The organism is Leptospira yanagawae serovar Saopaulo str. Sao Paulo = ATCC 700523, assembly GCF_000332475.2.
Classification (GTDB): domain Bacteria; phylum Spirochaetota; class Leptospiria; order Leptospirales; family Leptospiraceae; genus Leptospira_A; species Leptospira_A yanagawae.
Genome location: NZ_AOGX02000032.1, coordinates 117550 through 132047, shown reverse-complemented (window position 1 = coordinate 132047; position 14498 = coordinate 117550). Strand labels below are relative to the sequence as shown.

Genomic DNA, 14498 nt, shown 5'->3' with positions numbered 1-14498 from the left:
CGACATTGGCTGGAATTTTAGGTGAATACACAGAAGTTTTCCTGGAAGAATCCGAGGACCAAATTGAGGAACTCAATTCCAATTTGGTAAAACTGGAAAAAGATCATGAAAATCCAGAAATCATCAATGATATCTTTCGTGCGGCTCATTCTTTAAAAAGTTCTTCCGCTTTCGTGGGCCTGTACAATTTGTCTGACCTTGCCCATACGATGGAAAACCTTCTCCAAAAAATCCGAGAAGGGAGTTTGGAAATCAATGTTAAACTCGTTAATTTATTATTTGAATGTTTTGATTTGATCAAACAGGTGATCGAAGGTGTCGCCAATGGTGTGAAAGTAGAAACTCCTTTCCACGATATGATCAAAAAATTGCAAGATTATGAAGTTTCCGTTTCTTCTGGAAACCTATCAGAGAAACCTTCGCAAAAAAATACCAACACCAAACAAAGTGTAGCTGCTGTGACAACCGCTCTCGGAAATCTTTCGGACGAAGAAATTTCTGAAATCAGAATGGCATTAAAAGATGAAGACGGTTTGTCTGCTTATACGGTAGACTTACAGTTAAAAAATGATACACCTATGCAGAATCTCCGATTGTTACTGATTCTGCAATCGGTCACACAGTCTGGTGTTGTCATCAAATGTAATCCATCAGAAGAAGCATTGGACAATGGTCAGGGGAATTTTGCTTTATCCTTTGTCACTGTCACAAAAAACTCTAAAGACGAATTGTATGCCCAGTGTAACATCGATATGGTGGAGTCACTTTCGGTCAATGAAATCCAGCTTCCTGAAACAGAAATGGAGGCTCTTGAAAAAAGAGTGGATGTCACACCCGTTGCCCATACAAACCCCATGGAAAGTGGATCCAATGATTTAGAAGATAGGATCTCATCAAAGGGTTCTCTTAATTTTGAAAAAGCAGTGACAGATTCTAAAGTTGTCATGCGAACCATAAAAGTATCTTCAGACAAACTTGACCAACTTATGAATAATGTTGGGGAACTTGTCATTACCAACTCTGGATTCCAAAAGATCTATGATGACTTGGTAGCACAGTTTGGGGAAGATTCTCTCTTTAACGAACTCAAAGGGAAAATTGACCAAATCAATCGAATTTCCAAAGATTTGCAAACAGGAATCATGAATATCCGAATGGTTCCAATTGGCTCCGTATTCAATCGATTCACAAGGCTCATTCGTGATTTGTCTCTTGAAACTGGCAAACAAGTCAACTTGGTCCTTCGAGGTGAAAATACTGAGTTAGACAAAAAAGTAATCGATGCGATTGGGGAACCACTCATCCATCTCATTCGAAATTCTGTTGATCATGGAATTGAATCACCGGAAGAACGAAAACTGGCAGGTAAGTCAGAAGAGGGGACTGTTGAACTCAATGCCTACCAAGGTGGATCCAATATCTTGGTTGAAATTCGTGATGATGGAAAGGGCTTAAACAAAAACAAAATTCTAAAAAAAGCCATCGAACGTGGGTTAGTCACTGAGGCAGATTCCCAAAATCTATCCGAATCCGATATCTTTCAGTTTATATTTGCTCCAGGGTTCTCCACTGCTGACAAAATTTCTGACATCTCCGGCCGAGGTGTTGGAATGAATGTTGTGAACAAACTCATCGAAGAGTTCAAAGGGAAAATCATCATCCATTCGGAGGAAGGAAAAGGATCATCTTTCACCTTGTCTTTCCCACAAGCACTTGCCATCATCCCTTCCATCCTAGTGATTATGGAAGAAGAAGTGTATGCATTCCCATTATCAGAAGTTTCAGAAACAATCAAAGTCAATTTAGACCAGATCACAACTCTGGAAGGCCACGAAATCATCAACTTACGTGGTGAAGTCTTACCAATTTATCGATTGAATCGTATTTTGGGTCTTGCTGACAAACAGGAAATGACCGAAGTTCCTGTTGTCATCGTAAACTACAAAACTCGAAAACTAGGATTTATGGTAGATGACCTAATTGGAAAACATGAAACTGTAATCAAATCTCTAGGAAAAAATTTCCAAGATGTCCAAGGATTAACAGGTGCTACCATTATGGGAGATGGAACCATCATTTTGGTTTTGGATATCCCTGGCCTTGTGGAAATTGCCGCCGACAAAGTGGATTGGTCTGATAAATTAGTTGCGGGGGAGATGATGAAACGTTCCTCCACCATCCGTTCGCTTGAGATGTCTGATTCTGAGTATATCTTTAAGTCAATCCATCCTACCAATCGATACAATGCAAAATTAATCGAACTACGGGCAAAAGACAAATCACGTATCAAAAAAGAAAAACATAAAATTGAAAAACATATCATTGTCACCAAAGAAGAAGTGTTTACTGAAGAACCGGTAACCAATCAAAAAATCACGACAGAATTGGCGAAAAAGGATAAGGCTGTCAATGGACATTCGGAAGACCATTCGCATTCAGCAGATGCCACTACTTCCACATTGGTGCTCGACCATAAAACCGATGAAATCCATAGGCTTGCCGATGTTGCAAAAATAGACAATGTCAAACTTACGGAAAGAGAACAGGCTGCAGAAATCATCAAAGGATTTGTGGAACAAAAAGAGGAACGCCTAAACCAAGTTTCTGCTCTAAATACTGATGCGATCAATGAGATCATGTCTTCAAAAGACATCAAAAAATTAGAAAACATTGTGAATACTGGTATGATGAATGCTGGTGTCGTGCTTTCTCAGTTAGTTGGTAAGGAAGTTGAATTATTCATACCTGAAATTAAGTTAACCGATCGCGATGGTTTGGCAAAAGAGTTCCGTTATTCCATGGATCAGTTTTTTGGAATGAAAATCCGAATGACTGGGGATTTAAACGGAAATTTACTTATGATGTTTTCTGAAGAAAATGGCTCCGAAATTGCCAAAGAATTATTAGGTTCAGAAGATGCAAAATATGCAGATAACAGCAATCATAAATTGTCAGAAGATATGATGTCTGTTTTATCTGAAATCTCGAATATAGTTTGCTCCAGTGTGATGAACTCACTTTCCAACAAATTAAAAAAAGAAATTTTGCCTTCCGTTCCTGAAATGATCACTGGTAGTTTTATGGAAGTAGTAGACATCGTAAAACCAGAACGGACCAAATTTTTGTCGATGCATACTGAATTCAATCACCAAGGAAGCAACCTAATCGGTGTTTTGGTATTCCTACCAGATTTTGACGAGTTAGTTGAGTTAATTCATAAATCATGAACAAAAAACCAACTGTTGTGATCATTGATGACTCACTACTTGTGAGAAATATATTAAGTGATGCCCTCACGAAAAAAGAGGAAGTTTCTGTTATTGCCACTGGCAAAACAGCAATGGATTGCATAGAACTTGCCGAGAAACTAAAACCCGACTTTATCGTTTTAGACATTGAGATGCCGATTATGGATGGGTTAACAGCCCTTGCCGAAATCAAAAAAAAGAAACTGCCAAGCCATGTGATCATGTTGTCGGTCCTCACCCAACACGGAGCGGACGCTACTTTTAAGGCATTGGAACTTGGGGCAGTGGATTTCATCCCAAAACCTTCAAGTGGGAACCAGTTCTCTCCAGAAGACATCGCCGCTGTTTTATCTCTCAAAATCAAAGGGTTTTCAGACTCCAAACCTGTGAGTGCCGATTCCGAAGTGCGTCCCGAACGCCCGGAACGCCAGATAAATAAAAGTTTTCAAAAACCGATCCAAGTAGAGGCTATCGGTATTGGCACTTCCACGGGAGGGCCAAAAGCGTTACAAACCGTTTTTGCAGGGATTCCAGCTGATTTTCCTAAGCCGATTTTTGTTGTGCAACATATGCCAGCAGGTTTCACAAAGGCTTTTGCTGACAGATTGAATACTTTGTCTAAAATACATGTGAAAGAAGCAGAACAGGGAGATTTGGTGCAGGTTGGTACTGCATACATTGCCCCTGGTGACTACCAGATGAGGGTAGTTTCAAAAGGAAAAGACCGGATCATTGAACTCACTCACTCGGAACAGGTGAATGGCCATAGGCCATCTATAGAAGTTTTGTTTGATAGTTTGGTGGAATCTTATGGAGCAGACCATTTATTGTCCATGATCATGACGGGAATGGGTAAAGATGGATCACATGCCATCACAAACATACATACGAAAGGTGGGATCACCTTGGCACAAAATGAAGCAACTTCTGTTGTGTATGGGATGAATCGTGTGGCAGTGGAGCTCGGGGGAATTGATTTTGTTCTCCCTGTTGAAGAATTAGTACCAAAAATGATTGAATTATTAAAGTCGAGAGGGAATTAACATGGCAAGAATTTTGGTTGTAGATGATGCAAAATTCATGAGAACGCTCGTAAAAGATGCGTTAGTTGGAGCAGGTCACGAAATTGTTGGTGAAGCAGAGAATGGTAATATTGCGGTGGAACAATACAAAAACCTCAAACCAGACTTAGTTACTATGGACATCACGATGCGTGAAAAAGATGGAATTGAAGCTACAAAAGAAATTATCAAATTTGATGCTTCTGCAAAAATCATTATGGTAACGGCTCTTGGTCAAGAAGACCTTTTGGCAAAAGCAATTAAAATGGGTGTAAAGGATTTTGTTGTGAAACCTTTTCCACCTGAAAGATTGCAACAAGCAGCCGCTAAAGCATTAGGTTTATAAGTCGTGTCCCAAACCCCGGAGTTTATCGTCCGGTGGCAAAACCAGGACGGTGGATTGACAGAAGGACCTTTAACGGTTTTATGGTCTCTGATTGATAGTTATAAGGTTGATATTTTTGAAGTCTCCCTTTCGCGTATCACATCTGATTTCATTCAATTTTTGAGAACGAGCCAATCCTTATCCATAGAACTGACATCTGAGTTTGCCGTGATGGCGGCTCATTTGGTTTATTTAAAATCAAAAGCTCTCCTTCCTGATCCTGGTTTCGAGGAAGAAGACTATGACCCACCACTCCCCAAGGAACTTGTGGACAAACTTTTGGAACACAAAAAATTCCAAATGGCAGGCCAACGATTGGCCGAGTTGGACAGATTGACCGCCGGTATGTTTACCCGCGAGACCAACCAAGTTTTAGATGAAACAGAAGTATGGCTTGATGTGAGCCTTGTAGACTTAATTTCCGCTTTTAACTCCATTTTGGAACAGGAAAGTTCGAACGAAGAAGAGGAACTTGTGCCCATTTATGAGGGGGTTAGCCAGTATTCTGTGGAAGACAAAATGGCTTACTTGCAGGATTTGATCCAAACTCGTGGTGAAATTCATTTTATGGATTTGTTTGAAAATGACAAACCAGAAAAAAAAGAAATCGTCGCAGCCTTCCTTGCCGTATTAGAAGTTGTTAAAATCCGAGTTTGCCGAGTGATCCAACACGCAGTTTTCGGAGAAATCAAAATAGTCAAGGTTTAGATCAATTTGGAAGAAAGAAACTATACAAAGGGCCTTCTTGAGGCACTTCTCTTTTTGTCTTCGGATCCAATCAAATTGTCAGCACTTGCTAAGTCTTGTGGAATTGAAAAAACAGAAGCAAGAGAACTTTTGGATGAACTCATCCTTGATTACCAAGAAAGAGAAGGTGGATTTTTACTCCGCGAAATCGCAGGTGGTTACCAATTCATCACAAACCAAAAATACAGTGAAATCCTCTCTCATATATTTAAAGATAAAAAAAGGGAAACTTTATCTCGGGGAACCTTAGACACCCTTGCCATCATTGCTTACAAACAACCGATCACCTTAACAGAGTTAGATGAAATTCGCGGGGTATCTTCCAGGGCCATGGTCGCAAGTCTTATGTCCAAAAAATTGGTGAAAGCTGTTGGGCAAAAAGAAGTTCCTGGGCGGCCAACTTTGTATGGAACTACCAATGAATTTTTGTTACACTTTGGCCTAAGTAAACTCACAGATCTTCCAACACCAGTGGAAGTGAAAGAACTCAAATTTGAGGATTTTTCACCCGAGTCCATTATTGTTACAGAAGAAACAGGAATGAATCCAGACTTTGATTTAGAGAGCCTTCCAGAAGAATTAAAAGAAGAGAAAATCAATGAGTAATGCAGAAGAAGAATTAAAAAAACTCCGATCTGGTATTGACTCTCTCGATTCTGAAATCATTGAACTCATCCAAAAACGAGCTGGATTTGCACAGGAAATTGGTCGTGTGAAAAAGGAGTCGGGTGGTCCCATTTATCGACCCGACCGTGAAAAAGATGTGTATGAAAAGGTAACGAAATTATCAAATGGACCACTTCCAGCATCTGTAATCCGAGCCATTTACCGTGAAATGATGTCAGGAACCATTGCCTTAGAACACCCGTTAAAGATTGGTTTTTTAGGACCAGAGGGAAGTTTTTCTCATTCAGCCCTTCGTTCAAAATTTGGTACATCGATAGAAGCTGTACCACAAACTTCAATTCCAGATGTCTTTCGTATGGTAGAAGAAGAAAAATTGGATTATGGGGTCGTACCTGTTGAAAATTCGACAGAAGGTCAGGTGAGTTCCACGTTGGATATGTTTTTGGAAACCGACCTTTTCGTATATTCAGAGTTATACCAAAGGATTTCTTTTTCCTTATTGGGATTTGAAACTGATCTTGCTTCAGTCAAACGAATTTATGGAATTCGGATTGGGAACGAACAATGTCGTAATTGGATATCGGCCAATTTACCTAATGCGGAAGTGGTGGATACTTCTTCCACTGCAATGGCTGCGAAACTAGTTTCTGAACGAAAAGATGGTCTCGCCATTGCCTCCAAAATTGCGGGTGAAATATACAATTTAAATGTAATTGCCGATGGAATTGAAGATTATGCAGGGAATACAACTCGGTTTTTGGTGATTGGAAAAAGTGAATCTCCCCAAACCAAAGAAGATAAAACTTCCATTGTGTTTTCCATTCCAAACCAAACTGGTTCACTGTTTCAAATTTTAAAAACATTTCACGATGCATCAGTGAATCTAACTAAAATTGAATCAAGACCACTCAAACGAAACTTGTGGGAGTATCATTTTTTCATCGATTTTATTGGTCACAAAGCAGATCCAAAAATCAAAAGCCTTTTGGAAACAGTAAAATCCCAATGTACTGTTTTTAAATTATTAGGATCTTATCCCACTGCGGGATCTTTTCCCACATGAAATTAAACAAAGTTTTGATTTATGGAATGGGCCTTATGGGTGGTTCCTTATCTCTAGCGATACGAGAGATTTATCCCAGAGCAGAAATCACAGCCATTGTTCGATCTGAAAAAAGTAAAAAATCAATTGTCGAAAAACAATTGGCTCATCAAGTTTTTACGATTTCAGAAACCACAAATATCCAATGGAATCAGTATGATTTTGTTATTTTTAGTACTCCGGTTGCAACTTTATTAGAAATCATTCCTAGTTTACCCAAAACAGGAGAAACAATCTTCATTGATTTGGGTTCCACCAAACAGACGATCATTGATGCTGTAAACAAACACTTCGGAGAAAACGAACACCAATACATTTCAACGCATCCCATGTGTGGATCCGAACACACTGGACCAGAATCGGCAATCCATGGATTGTACCGTGAGAAACTTTGTATCCTTACCAAACCAAAATTGGCGAAAGAAACAGTTATGGAATCGGTAAAACGTTTTTGGGAATCCATTGGTTCTTGGACCATTCAAATGGACGCCAAAAGCCATGACGAAACATTGGCTTATGTATCCCATTTACCACACGTGATTTCTACCATTCTTGTGAATGTGGCAGGAAATAACAAAACTACAATGGATCAAGTTTCCTCTATCGCAAAACCAATCACAGGTGGGGGATTTCGTGATATGTCAAGGATTGCTGGTTCCAATTCAGAAATGTGGACTTCCATATTCAAAGAAAATAGGTATTTTCTTCAAAATTCAATAGATGATTTCATCAAACAACTGACAGAATTTCGGAATTTGTTTTTAGAAGAATCCGAATTGGATACATCCAAAATCCATTCTATTTGGGACTTAGCCCTCAAACAAAAAGAAACCATTCAAAAAACAAAATGAAGTTTTTAAAAAACATTCAAAAACTAAGCGGTTGTCATGCGGCCATATTAACTAACCAAAGTGCTTTTGGTTATCAAGGCAAATACCATTTCCAAACATATTCTGAGATTTTTGATTTAAAAACGATTTTTTTACCAGAACATGGCTTGTTTGCAGAATTACAAGACCAAGTGAGCGGTGATGAATTGTCCTATCTTTTTGGTAACATGCAAATTGTAAATTTGTATGGCAAAGAAGAGAGTAGTTTGGTTCCCCCACGAGACTCGTTAAAGAACATAGACCTTGTCATCATTGATATTAAAGATGTTGGCTCAAGATATTATACGTTTTTAACGACTGCTTATTATATATTAGAAGAACTTTCAAAATTAAAAAAGGAAACTGGAAAAGCTCCGATTTTTTTAGTCATCGATTCACCAAATCCCATAGGCACAAAAGTTGAAGGAAGTCCGTTAGATGAAACCTATCAATCGTTTGTGGGTGTGAAGTCTGTTTTGCATCGCCATGGACTTACACCTGGTGGATTACTTTCTTATTATAATGAAACTTTTTCGTTGCATGTAGATGTTGTTGTGGTTCCTGTTGGAGTTTTTCATCCAAAACATATTCCTTCCTTTTTATGGGTTCCACCATCTCCAAATATTCCTACGCAAAACACTTGTTTTGTATATCCTGGAATGTGTTTGTTAGAGGGTACCAATCTTTCGGAAGGAAGGGGAACAACAAAACCATTTGAAACATTTGGAGCACCTTACCTTTTAGGAAAATCAAAAGTAGAACTGGACAAACGAATGTCCAACCACCAAAAAGGAAAGTTTCAATTACGAAATTTGCGTTTTTTACCTACATTTCATAAACACGTAGGAGTGATTTGTGAAGGATACCAACTCATGGTAACAAAACCAAAACAGTTTCATTCTCTTTACTTTACATTGTATTTCTTAAAACAATTAGGAGAATTGTTCCCAGATCAGTTTTCTTATCTAAAAGGTGTTTATGAGTTTCGTTCAGACCGTCCAGCAATAGAGTTACTCGTCGGAGATGCATTTTTGTTGGAATACTTGGACGGCAAACATTCTGATTCTGTGTTAGAATCCTATCTCTCTGAAAAAGAAAATGATTGGTTAAAAGCCGTAAAACCCTACCGGTACTAAATTTTTTTAATAAATTGGTGTTGCAGACCGACTAATGATTAGGTATACAATGACCATGACAAAACTGTTTCGAACCATCATTCTATTTTCCCTTATGACTACACTTTTTACCAATTGTGGTTACAACCGTATCCAAGAATTGGATGAAGAAGTGACTGCTTCTTGGGCAGAGGTTTTAAACCAATACAAACGTAGAGCAGACTTAGTTCCCAATTTGGTCTCCGCTGTAAAAGGTTTTGCCAACCAAGAAAAAGACATCATGAAAGGAATTGCCGATGCGAGAGCAAGAATCGGATCCATCCAAGCAACTCCGGAGCTCATCAACAATCCCGAGAGCTTAAAACAATTTGACCAAGCACAAGGCCAACTTGGATCAGCTTTATCAAGACTCCTCATGATCCAAGAAAACTACCCACAACTTAAGTCTGACCAACATTTTTCTGATTTAATGGCACAATTAGAAGGAACGGAAAACAGGATCACAGTTGCAAGGAATCGTTTTATCAAAGCAACCAAAGAGTTTAATGTATACATTCGCCAGTTTCCGGCCGTCCTGACTGCAAAAGCATTTGGTTATGAAGCAAAAGCAACCTTTACTGTTGAAGACCAAAAGACAATTGAAAATGCTCCAAAAGTAGAATTCTAAGGGAATTCAAATTTCTGATTTTATAAGGGAGGTTTTGTGCCTTTCTTCTGGAAATCTGAAAGCGAGGTATCGATGGATTTGTTTCATCGATACCTTTTTTTTTGATTCATTCCCTTACTTGAATCAAGTAGAGCAACGATCTCTAAACTCCTTAGAATTGGAAATAGAGAAAGGGGCTTGAGACAGTGACACTATAAATGATAAAAGACATTACATAGAGTAAAATGCATGTAGGGATTAGAAAGTACAAATTGTCCGTGATGAAGGCAAATCGATCTTCTTTTTGGTCCTGCATGATATCGATAAAAAATAAAAATCCCACGAGTACTACCAAACTTAAACTCATTTGCGGCCAACCACCAGAAGCTCCCGTGAAAGCACGTTCTAACATAATGTTTGTTATTCCCATCCCGGTAGGAACTTCCGGTGTGGCTTTTGCGCGAAAGAAAAAACATGACAATACAAAAACTCCCACAGGATAAATGGGTTGGATAATCCTTGGCACCTTGTTCCATGCGTTGCGCATAGTTTCAAATTTAAAAACAAATTTTTCTACCACCATCATCGTTGAGTGGAGGGTTCCCCAAAAAACAAATGTCCAATCGGCCCCATGCCAGATCCCGGAAACAAAGGTTGTAATGAATAAGTTCACATAAGCTAAAATTTCGCCTCGTCTATTTCCACCTAACGTAATGTATACGTAATCACGCAACCAAGAGCTAAAGGATATATGCCAACGTCTCCAAAGTTCACTAAGGGTTCCTGACAAAAACGGTCTGTCAAAGTTTTTAGGAATATGGAAACCTAAAATCCTTGCTGTGCCGATGGCGATGTCGGAATAACCAGAAAAATCACAATAAATCTGTACAGCAAAGAGAACCGCAGCGATCCACATAGCGATCCAATTGTATTCGGTAGGATTTGCGTAAATGGGATCGATAACATAAGATACAGGATCAGCAATAAATGTTTTTTTAAAAATTCCCCAGAAAAGTTGTTTTAACCCTTGTTTTAAATTCTCTTTTGTAAATTCTTTAGAATCTAAAAATTGGTGTAAAACATCACTAGCACGAAGGATCGGGCCTGCCACAAGTTGTGGGAAAAAAGATAAAAAGAGTCCAAAATGGAAAATGGATTTTGCCCTCTCCACTACACCTTTGTAAACATCAACTGCATAAGAAACAGCTTGTAGGGTAAAAAAACTAATCCCCATTGGAAGTAGTATCCCTGACTTTTGCACAAACTCAGGATCACATGGTGTAAACGAAAAAGTTTGGTTCCATACCGTTATGGAAAAATCCAAATACTTAAAAACAAATAATAAACTCAAATTACTCCAAACAGCAACATTTAACCAAAATAACTTTTTTGATTTGGAGTTTGTTTCCTCCATATAATCCACACTCAGTTTTGTGATGACAAATGAAAAAACGAGTAATATCAAAAATGGAATCCGAAAGATTGCATAAAAATACAAACTAACGATGAATAACCATAAACCTTGGAAACGTTTAGGTATTAAAAAATAAATAAAAATAACAACAGGTGCAAAAAGTAAATAATGAACGGAATTAAAAAGCATTTGATTTCGTTTCCTTTAATGCAGATCGAATGGATTCAGAAGCCCAAAGATTTCCAAGTTTTGTTAGGTGACCATCACCTGGGATATAATAATCTTGGATACCCGCTTTTTTGGTCTGACCATGAAAGGTAAATTCGCGACCACACATTTTATCTGTGTAGGGTAAAATTTCTAAGGTTTTGATGCCTTTTTTGTTTAGATATTGTTTGGCTCTGAGTGCATAATTGCCTAAAACATTGTATTTGCCAAGCCCACGACAATACACTTCTTCAATTTGCATCGGCAAAATGACTGGGACAAACTCATATCCTTTTTCTTTCGAATATGCGATCATTTGGTCATATGCTCTTGTTGTTGTTTCAGGCAGAGGCTCTAAATCATTTGGGTCAATGGGTGAATCGGAGCAAACAATTTGTAAATTTGGGATCGGAGTGGGACAAAGGAAACTTTCTTTGTTTTCGCAGGATTGTTTTTTTACAGGGACAAAAAAAGATTCTTTTAAATAATCTAACGGAGATTCGGTGATCTGAATTGAATCCTTAGATATGATGTACTTTGTTTGGGCAAACTTTACTTTTGTTTGCTCATATGCAAGTTTTAAGGCTTGTAAGAGATAGGAAACGCGAGTGAGTTCAAATTGCAGATGGAACTTTTTTTTCCACTCTAAATCATTTTCATGTAATGCATCATTTTCATCATCAGGTAAAATGCCTTGAGCCCGTAGTTCATCAGGCATAGTGAAATCATTTGGTGATATAAAAAATAGTATCTTTTTGATATTGTCAATTTTCCCGGAAAGGTCTTTTAATCGTTTGTAAGAACCAAGGGATCCATATGCATCCACTCCAAAATTCAAACTTTGGTAGGTGATTCCATTTTCTTCGTACCCATCCAAAAGTGAACAAAATGTATCTTCATCTGACACACCAAAACCCATCACAAGGCTATCTCCCAGACAAACTAGTTTGGGTTTGTTTGGAATCGGTTCTGAAAGCCCACGGAGTCCATAGGAATTGGTCGTAAACTGGCCTTGCCAAAGGTCTGCATAGTGGCGAACAAATCGGCTTTCGTTTGGTGCAAGTGTCACTCCATATTCGGGATGGTAAGCGTGGAGTAATTTGACATTGCGGTAATAACGCAAAGCAGGAGGATTGGCAAGTCGAAAGACTACTTCCAAAGAAAGTAGAGCGAACGGGAAAAATAGGACAATGGCTCCCCATCGTTTCCAGTTTTGGATCATATCCCTCTAAAGTTTAGAAAACGGGTTAGGAATCAAGCATTTCTATTGGGAGTTTTTGTAGTCCTTGGCGATGGCACTTGCAAAAAGTTCCGCCAAATCTTCATCTGGGTGACCATCTTCTGGAATATAAATTTGTTTCTTTTGGGCAAACTCGATTTCCGTTTCACGACGAAGGTCGATGGTTTTTATTTTCTGTGAGGTAAAAAAAACTTTCGAATGTTCATAATTGGGATCCCTCGTGTCAGGGGTTCCATTCGGAGCCATGCCCCAAGAGAATAGAATCCGGATGTGTTCTTTGTGATCAGAAGTTTTTCTAAAAAAATTTTTTAAGTTGGTATAAGTGGTATGAGACTTTGGATACAGGATCGGAGATCCTTCGTATACATTTGCTTTTGGAGAACGAATGGCGTAATTGTACAAAACAGAAAAACGTGAAAGGTAAAAGTGGATGGGGTAAATGAGTTTACGAAATCCTTTTTTTTCCCGTTCGTCATCGATAAAATCAGAGGGATTCCAAATCCAATAGATATGTGTTGGTTTTCCTTCTAAATTAACACGGTTGTAAATATCTAAATAAAGAGATAAAATTCCATTTGTTCCAATGGCATCCACAGCAAGGACACGAGTTTGGATATTGAATTTGTTTTTGAGTAAATAGGCTATTGATTTGTTAGTAGGCAATCCGTAACCCATTGCCATCGAATCTCCTATTAACCATACTTTGGTGGTCGAGTTCTCTGGGTTTTCCATAGAAACTGTTCTTTCACCCAAATGATTGGTTTGGATGTCCCAAGGTTTTCCATCCTTGCGCGTAAATGTTTCATTCACTTCCGGACATAACCGAATTTCACTAAACTGTTGGAGGCAATGGATTTGTTTGTAACGAAGTTCTTCCTTTAGATCTGGAAAATAAAAACGAACAATACCTTCTCCTAAGAAGAGAAGGAAAAAAATTCCGAAACCAATTTTTAAAACATATTTAAAGGATTTTTTCAATGAGTAGGTAAAAGAAAGATAGATTGCCAATGTAGAGAACCATCACTAAAAATCCCATGGCAACTTGTAATGGATAAAAAGAATAGGAAAACCCTTGGTAGGCGAGGTAAGCAGTAATTCCTAAAATCATTTCTGGTAGCAGAACATAGTAGGCAACATGTCCCCACATCTTTACATTTTGAGCATACCAGGAGCCCAAGATCCACATGGTTGCTTCGGATGTTCCAAAGATTACCAAACTCACTATCCCCACCCAAATTACGGTACCAATGATGGATACTGACCTTTCTTCCAATTTGATTCCTGTGTATACACAGATAAATAGTGGGATGAACCAAAGGCCTGCCATATAACCCGATACAGTTCCAATTTTGGAAAATCCATCTTCCGGAAACACTAAGATCTGTAAAACGGCTGATAAAAACCAATCGGGGAAGACCATAAAAATGGAAAGGGGAACTAAAAATTTCCAAATGCGATACGGTGTGTGCCAATGTAAGACAAGAGAAAGGGCAACAAAGCTAACATGGAAAAATGCAGTGAGTCCCGCGATTTTCACTCCTGCTTGGTAAGGAGTATAGAAAAGAACAATTCCAGAGAGAATGCTAAATACTAGGAAGTAAATCGCGAGTAAAAATTCTTCGGCCAAGAACTTAGGTTTCATCGCTTTCGAATTAGAATGAATGGAACAGGAAAGGCAAGCCGAAACTTTGTTTGGTGGAAGAAAAATCGGAAACTAAAATCAGAATTGGTGATGAGAACAAATCGGATCAGAATTCACTTGGGAGATACTGGGTTCGAACCAGTGACCTCTACCATGTCAAGGTAGCGCTCTAACCAACTGAGCTAATCCCCCAAG

General features: G+C 38.6%; 13 protein-coding genes and 1 tRNA gene. 9 read left to right on the top strand and 5 right to left on the bottom strand.

Annotation, left to right across the window (positions count from 1 at the left end):
• Positions 1-5: 5 nt before the first annotated feature.
• The 9 genes from LEP1GSC202_RS15580 to LEP1GSC202_RS15540 are packed head-to-tail and all read left to right on the top strand — an operon-like array spanning position 6 to position 9821.
• Positions 6-3227 carry a chemotaxis protein CheW gene (locus LEP1GSC202_RS15580; RefSeq protein ID WP_015678647.1) on the top strand — a complete coding sequence of 1074 codons (3222 nt, stop codon included), beginning with the start codon at positions 6-8 and terminating at the stop codon, positions 3225-3227.
• Positions 3224-4291: a protein-glutamate methylesterase/protein-glutamine glutaminase gene (locus tag LEP1GSC202_RS15575; protein WP_015678634.1), complete on the top strand. Its 1068-nt coding sequence runs from the start codon at positions 3224-3226 to the stop codon at positions 4289-4291. The genes LEP1GSC202_RS15580 and LEP1GSC202_RS15575 overlap by 4 nt, the downstream gene beginning before the upstream one ends.
• 1 nt (position 4292) lies before the next feature.
• Positions 4293-4655 carry a response regulator gene (locus LEP1GSC202_RS15570; protein ID WP_002975323.1) on the top strand — a complete coding sequence of 121 codons (363 nt, stop codon included), beginning with the start codon at positions 4293-4295 and terminating at the stop codon, positions 4653-4655.
• Positions 4656-4658: 3 nt separating this feature from the next.
• Positions 4659-5402, top strand: a complete 744-nt coding sequence (locus LEP1GSC202_RS15565) for a segregation and condensation protein A (RefSeq protein ID WP_015678646.1) — start codon at positions 4659-4661, stop codon at positions 5400-5402.
• Between the two features lie 6 nt (positions 5403-5408).
• A complete protein-coding gene (gene scpB / locus LEP1GSC202_RS15560) occupies positions 5409-6047 on the top strand; it encodes an SMC-Scp complex subunit ScpB (RefSeq protein ID WP_015678708.1) in 639 nt (212 codons plus the stop codon).
• Positions 6040-7131, top strand: coding sequence for a prephenate dehydratase (gene pheA / locus LEP1GSC202_RS15555; protein WP_015678682.1), 1092 nt, complete (start codon positions 6040-6042; stop codon positions 7129-7131). Before scpB ends, pheA begins: the two co-directional genes overlap by 8 nt.
• Positions 7128-8021: a prephenate dehydrogenase gene (locus tag LEP1GSC202_RS15550; RefSeq protein ID WP_015678607.1), complete on the top strand. Its 894-nt coding sequence runs from the start codon at positions 7128-7130 to the stop codon at positions 8019-8021. The genes pheA and LEP1GSC202_RS15550 overlap by 4 nt, the downstream gene beginning before the upstream one ends.
• Positions 8018-9175, top strand: a complete 1158-nt coding sequence (locus LEP1GSC202_RS15545; RefSeq protein ID WP_015678699.1) for a DUF1343 domain-containing protein — start codon at positions 8018-8020, stop codon at positions 9173-9175. Before LEP1GSC202_RS15550 ends, LEP1GSC202_RS15545 begins: the two co-directional genes overlap by 4 nt.
• Before the next feature lie 55 nt (positions 9176-9230).
• Entirely contained in the window at positions 9231-9821 is a 591-nt protein-coding gene (locus LEP1GSC202_RS15540; RefSeq protein WP_039929216.1) for a LemA family protein, read from the top strand.
• 151 nt (positions 9822-9972) lie between these two features.
• On the opposite strand, the gene LEP1GSC202_RS15535 is transcribed toward LEP1GSC202_RS15540, so the two are convergent.
• The 5 genes from LEP1GSC202_RS15535 to LEP1GSC202_RS15515 all read right to left on the bottom strand — a co-directional run bounded on the left by LEP1GSC202_RS15535 (position 9973) and on the right by LEP1GSC202_RS15515 (position 14495).
• Positions 9973-11403 carry an MBOAT family O-acyltransferase gene (locus LEP1GSC202_RS15535; RefSeq protein ID WP_015678724.1) on the bottom strand — a complete coding sequence of 477 codons (1431 nt, stop codon included), beginning with the start codon at positions 11401-11403 and terminating at the stop codon, positions 9973-9975.
• Positions 11393-12643: an LA_2490 family SGNH/GDSL-type esterase gene (locus tag LEP1GSC202_RS15530; RefSeq protein ID WP_015678703.1), complete on the bottom strand. Its 1251-nt coding sequence runs from the start codon at positions 12641-12643 to the stop codon at positions 11393-11395. Before LEP1GSC202_RS15530 ends, LEP1GSC202_RS15535 begins: the two co-directional genes overlap by 11 nt.
• Positions 12644-12685: 42 nt before the next feature.
• Positions 12686-13669: an LA_2486 family SGNH/GDSL-type esterase gene (locus LEP1GSC202_RS15525; protein ID WP_015678602.1), complete on the bottom strand. Its 984-nt coding sequence runs from the start codon at positions 13667-13669 to the stop codon at positions 12686-12688.
• On the bottom strand, positions 13623-14303 hold the full coding sequence (locus LEP1GSC202_RS15520) for a DUF6989 domain-containing protein (RefSeq protein WP_015678729.1): 681 nt from the start codon (positions 14301-14303) through the stop codon (positions 13623-13625). Before LEP1GSC202_RS15520 ends, LEP1GSC202_RS15525 begins: the two co-directional genes overlap by 47 nt.
• Before the next feature lie 118 nt (positions 14304-14421).
• Positions 14422-14495 (bottom strand) — tRNA-Val (locus LEP1GSC202_RS15515).
• Between the last annotated feature and the right edge of the window lie 3 nt (positions 14496-14498).

Coding starts and splice junctions, on each gene's coding strand:
- LEP1GSC202_RS15575 (WP_015678634.1), top strand. CDS start 3,224: ATGAACAAAAAACCAACTGTTGTGATCATTGATGACTCACTACTTGTG.
- LEP1GSC202_RS15530 (WP_015678703.1), bottom strand. CDS start 12,643: ATGATCCAAAACTGGAAACGATGGGGAGCCATTGTCCTATTTTTCCCG.
- LEP1GSC202_RS15540 (WP_039929216.1), top strand. CDS start 9,231: ATGACAAAACTGTTTCGAACCATCATTCTATTTTCCCTTATGACTACA.
- LEP1GSC202_RS15550 (WP_015678607.1), top strand. CDS start 7,128: ATGAAATTAAACAAAGTTTTGATTTATGGAATGGGCCTTATGGGTGGT.
- LEP1GSC202_RS15535 (WP_015678724.1), bottom strand. CDS start 11,403: ATGCTTTTTAATTCCGTTCATTATTTACTTTTTGCACCTGTTGTTATT.
- LEP1GSC202_RS15570 (WP_002975323.1), top strand. CDS start 4,293: ATGGCAAGAATTTTGGTTGTAGATGATGCAAAATTCATGAGAACGCTC.
- pheA (WP_015678682.1), top strand. CDS start 6,040: ATGAGTAATGCAGAAGAAGAATTAAAAAAACTCCGATCTGGTATTGAC.
- LEP1GSC202_RS15520 (WP_015678729.1), bottom strand. CDS start 14,303: ATGAAACCTAAGTTCTTGGCCGAAGAATTTTTACTCGCGATTTACTTC.
- LEP1GSC202_RS15545 (WP_015678699.1), top strand. CDS start 8,018: ATGAAGTTTTTAAAAAACATTCAAAAACTAAGCGGTTGTCATGCGGCC.